Source organism: Acetobacter sp. (assembly GCF_047721705.1).
GTDB lineage: Bacteria > Pseudomonadota > Alphaproteobacteria > Acetobacterales > Acetobacteraceae > Acetobacter.
The window spans coordinates 1-3,478 of record NZ_JBDNXK010000167.1 but is presented as its reverse complement, the minus strand read 5'-3'; the positions used below and the strand labels follow the sequence as shown (position 1 = coordinate 3,478).

The window sequence follows — 3,478 nt, the reverse complement described above, 5'->3', positions numbered from 1 at the left end:
TGGCCATGCTGGCGATCAGTAATCAGTTGCTGGAGGAGAAAGTCGGGTCAGCGCCAGTCCCGGCCTCGCTGGATGTGTTGCTGGATGGCATGTGTTGCAGCGATTGATTGGACTACGACGTATCGTTTTTTCAGGCTGAGCAATAATTTCGTTGATGATCAAAACGAAACAGAAGGCAGTCTCATTCCTAAAAATCCTGAAATCATTTTTTCATCTCAATTAAGGGTATTCTCGTAATTAACGTATTAAAATAGGTTACTGACAAAGTGGGATTTCTATTCCCATTAATGAGGCTTTTCAGCAAAAATCCCGCAATGCTGGGCGACGTCCGGATCCTCAGCGCCAGTAGGCAGCAGCAGACCACGCTGCACGCCCACATTGACCAACTGACGTAGCTGCGTCTGGCCGAGACACAGAATCCGGCTCGGTGCCACGAAATTCTCTCGACTGCGCTCTTCACCCAGCTTCTGGTCGGCACAAAACCGTTACAAGTCCAGTTCGGCCTGTGTGTATAAATGCCTCACGCTGGGACAGCACACTGGGAGGGCCGGAAACACCGCATGGCCGCTTTGCCTTACGACTGGGCATGAGTCTGATCAAGGAACTGGCCAACGACGATGCGGCCCGGATTGTTGCCGCACGAGCGTTCACGCCCCGTTTACCTCAGTCGATGATCTGTGGCGTCGGGCAGGTGTCAAAGCGGCAGCGCTGACCCATCTGGCTGAGGCTGACGCGTTTCGGCCCTCGCTCGGACTGGCACGGCGCGAGGCGCTCTGGGCGATCAAGGCTCTGCGCGATGAACCATTACCCCTGTTTGCGGCAGCACAGGTGACACGGGAAGCTGAAGAACCGGATGTGCTGCTGCAACCCATGCGCGACGGGGCCGAGGTGGTCCGGGATTACAACCGCCTTGGCCTGACTCTGTGGGATCATCCGCTGACCTTCCTACGCGAGGATCTTCAGGCCAGGGTCATCATATCCTGTCGGCAGGCACTGGCGGCAAAGGACAGAAAGCGTCTGACTGTCGCCGGGCTGGTGCTGGTCCGGCAGCGACCGGGCTCCGCCGAAGGCGTGGTGTTCATGACGCTGGAGGACGAGACGGCCAACATGAACATCATCATCTGGCCGGATATGTTCGATGCGAACCGGCGCGTCGTGCTTGGCGGACAGATGCTGGCGGTGACAGGCATGCTCCAGAAGGAAGGTGACGTCGTGCATCTGCTAGCAAAAGAGATCACCGACCTTTCCGGGCTGCTCGCAGACGTCGGTAATCGCTCCTCGGCTGAGAGCACCCATGACAGCAATTCCGCCGGTGAGCGTATCGTCGTCACATCGCGTAATTTCCACTGATCAATAAGACCGCCGATAAAGCTCACGAAATCGTGACATAGCCTGTTTTAGGCGCAACCTACGCTGGAGTTTCACTCCCAGTTGCATCCTATGTGCATCCTGCGCGTATATTCGGAACGCAGAAAGCCGCCCTTACGGACGGCTTAACATACTAATTATATTGGATAATTTCTGGTTGCGGGGGCAGGATTGATCCTCAAATTGCGACAATCGCAAGTTGAGAGCGAAGCGGTATTAATAGACTATTTCAATAAACTTTTTTCTGCCTGTGCCTGACCCATTCCTAAAATTAATGGGCCCCAGCCCTCGTCAAACAGAAGGTTTCTTTATTCAGAGCCCTGTCCTCTTACGCCTTCATTGCCGTCATGGAAGACCAGCGTAGGCTCTGTCTGATATTGGCGCAAAGCGGACATTTCACGCCCGGGTTATGAGGGTGTTGGTGTAGATGGGGGCGAAGGCGTTAAGATCGGAGCAGGTGTAAACCGATCCCATAGGTCGCCAATCGAATGCCAAGCGTCTGACAACACGGCGAGGATAGGCCCCGCAACTGCCATCACTTCGGCGGGATACACTACCCACAAGAGTGCACCAATCAGCACAACATAGACTGCGAACACCGGGACAATTGAAACTCGATAAACCCATCGAGCTCGAGAGACTGGTCGGGTCACCAGTTCAACCCACTGCTTCTCGGACATGAAGGCGTAAAGGCGCTCCCGCCATTGCCCGCGCACTTGCTTGGCGAGGACATCAAATCGCCAATTGGAAAGCACCGTGGTCAGCAAGCTCGCAAACAGCAGAGCCGCTGCACCCAACGAGGCAATGTTCACCGCAGAGGAATTGGTTGTAGCCGAACGCAAAGCAAATGCCGCACCCGCGATGGCTGCATCTCGCCAAAGAGCAGACAAAAGATCGCGCGTGGCTGACTGCGATCGCGTAACCTCTTCCTGCAAAGCCTTCCGGAGATCGCCTAGTGATTTGATTGCTTCCTTGCTATCGTCCTGCAGGTGGAAAGCAAAGGCCTCTCGAGCGCTGGCCAACGCGTGGTCCAACACGTCTGCCAGACCCATGGGCCACTTAGCCTTCTCCGGCCAGTACAACGCCAAGTGGTTGTTGAGCAGGTGGAACTTCGTCTCGGTATCACGCCGTTGATCGTAGACCCACCGGACCGCATCCGTGACAACGTCAAAAAGCTGAGATTGCGACTTGCTGAGATCGACATCGGCGAAGACAGACCTGGCGCCTTTCAACACGACCTGTCGGGTTTCATCCGAGGCTCGAATTTCGGTTGGCAGACAAAAGATCAGGTTCCTCACGGCAGCTTCTTTCCAAGCGGCGAAAACGCCGGAATTCTCATCACCTGGAATCATAAGGTACCAAGGTCTGATGTCGGTTGGAGCCGAAAGATAGCTCTGGTCCCGAACTAACCGCCGTGGGCTGTCAAAGGTGTCTTCGAAGCGCTTATGTTTGACCGCGCTCCCCCAAGGCGAATAGACGCATGATCTCGTAGAAAAGGGCAAAAAATCTTCGGCGATCCAGATTTTTCGAGTGCCACGCATGAACTCTTCATCACTGAGGGCCGCCTCGAAGCCTCCTCGAGTGACAAAATACGCCGCCTCCGCTTCGACGTTCTTCGTCAGACGAACGGCGACAGCTTCGCCCTCTATGCTCGACACGTCCCCCCTTTCGAGGTCAACTTCCCCGCTGATGCTTCCAAACACGGCCAGCTTTCCTCGCTTGGCCTGGGCCAGCGCCGAGGCCAATTCAGAAATCCGTTTGAAGTCCGCAGCGGTAATTTTCGAGATTTGATCGACTCGGCAGACCGACGTCGTCTCGGTAAAGACTGCACCTTCCGATGCGGCCATTCGCTGAAACAGTACACCGAGTTCGACAATCTCGTCGAGCGTCATAGGTTCGTCAATCGGCTAGTCGTGATGGTAATGACGGTACCCGATGCAGTTGTTGTCGTTTTCACGGTATCCGAAGCCTGCTCCGGCACGTCGATCTTCACACCTTCAGCAGTCTTATACTTCTGTGGACGCTGCTTTTTCACTGCACCTTTGTCGAAGTTGAAGTAAGCATCCGGCGGGAGACGCGGGCGTATTCAGGCGGCGATGGTATTGTGGAC

General features: G+C 55.1%; 2 protein-coding genes and 2 pseudogenes. 2 read left to right on the top strand and 2 right to left on the bottom strand.

Annotated elements, in window-relative coordinates; all coding sequences use genetic code 11:
- Positions 1-107, top strand: a pseudogene (locus tag ABF824_RS16085) (TetR family transcriptional regulator); the annotation flags it as partial.
- A gap of 177 nt (positions 108-284) precedes the next feature.
- Here ABF824_RS16085 and ABF824_RS16080 read toward each other — a convergent pair.
- Positions 285-434 (bottom strand): hypothetical protein, encoded by a 150-nt coding sequence (locus tag ABF824_RS16080; protein ID WP_415489967.1) that lies wholly within the window; start codon positions 432-434, stop codon positions 285-287.
- Between the two features lie 62 nt (positions 435-496).
- Here ABF824_RS16080 and ABF824_RS16075 point away from each other — a divergent pair.
- Positions 497-1,350: pseudogene (locus ABF824_RS16075) on the top strand (OB-fold nucleic acid binding domain-containing protein); the annotation flags it as partial.
- A gap of 425 nt (positions 1,351-1,775) precedes the next feature.
- Here the strand turns inward: ABF824_RS16075 and ABF824_RS16070 are convergent.
- A complete protein-coding gene (locus ABF824_RS16070) occupies positions 1,776-3,260 on the bottom strand; it encodes a hypothetical protein (RefSeq protein WP_415457156.1) in 1,485 nt (494 codons plus the stop codon).
- Between the last annotated feature and the right edge of the window lie 218 nt (positions 3,261-3,478).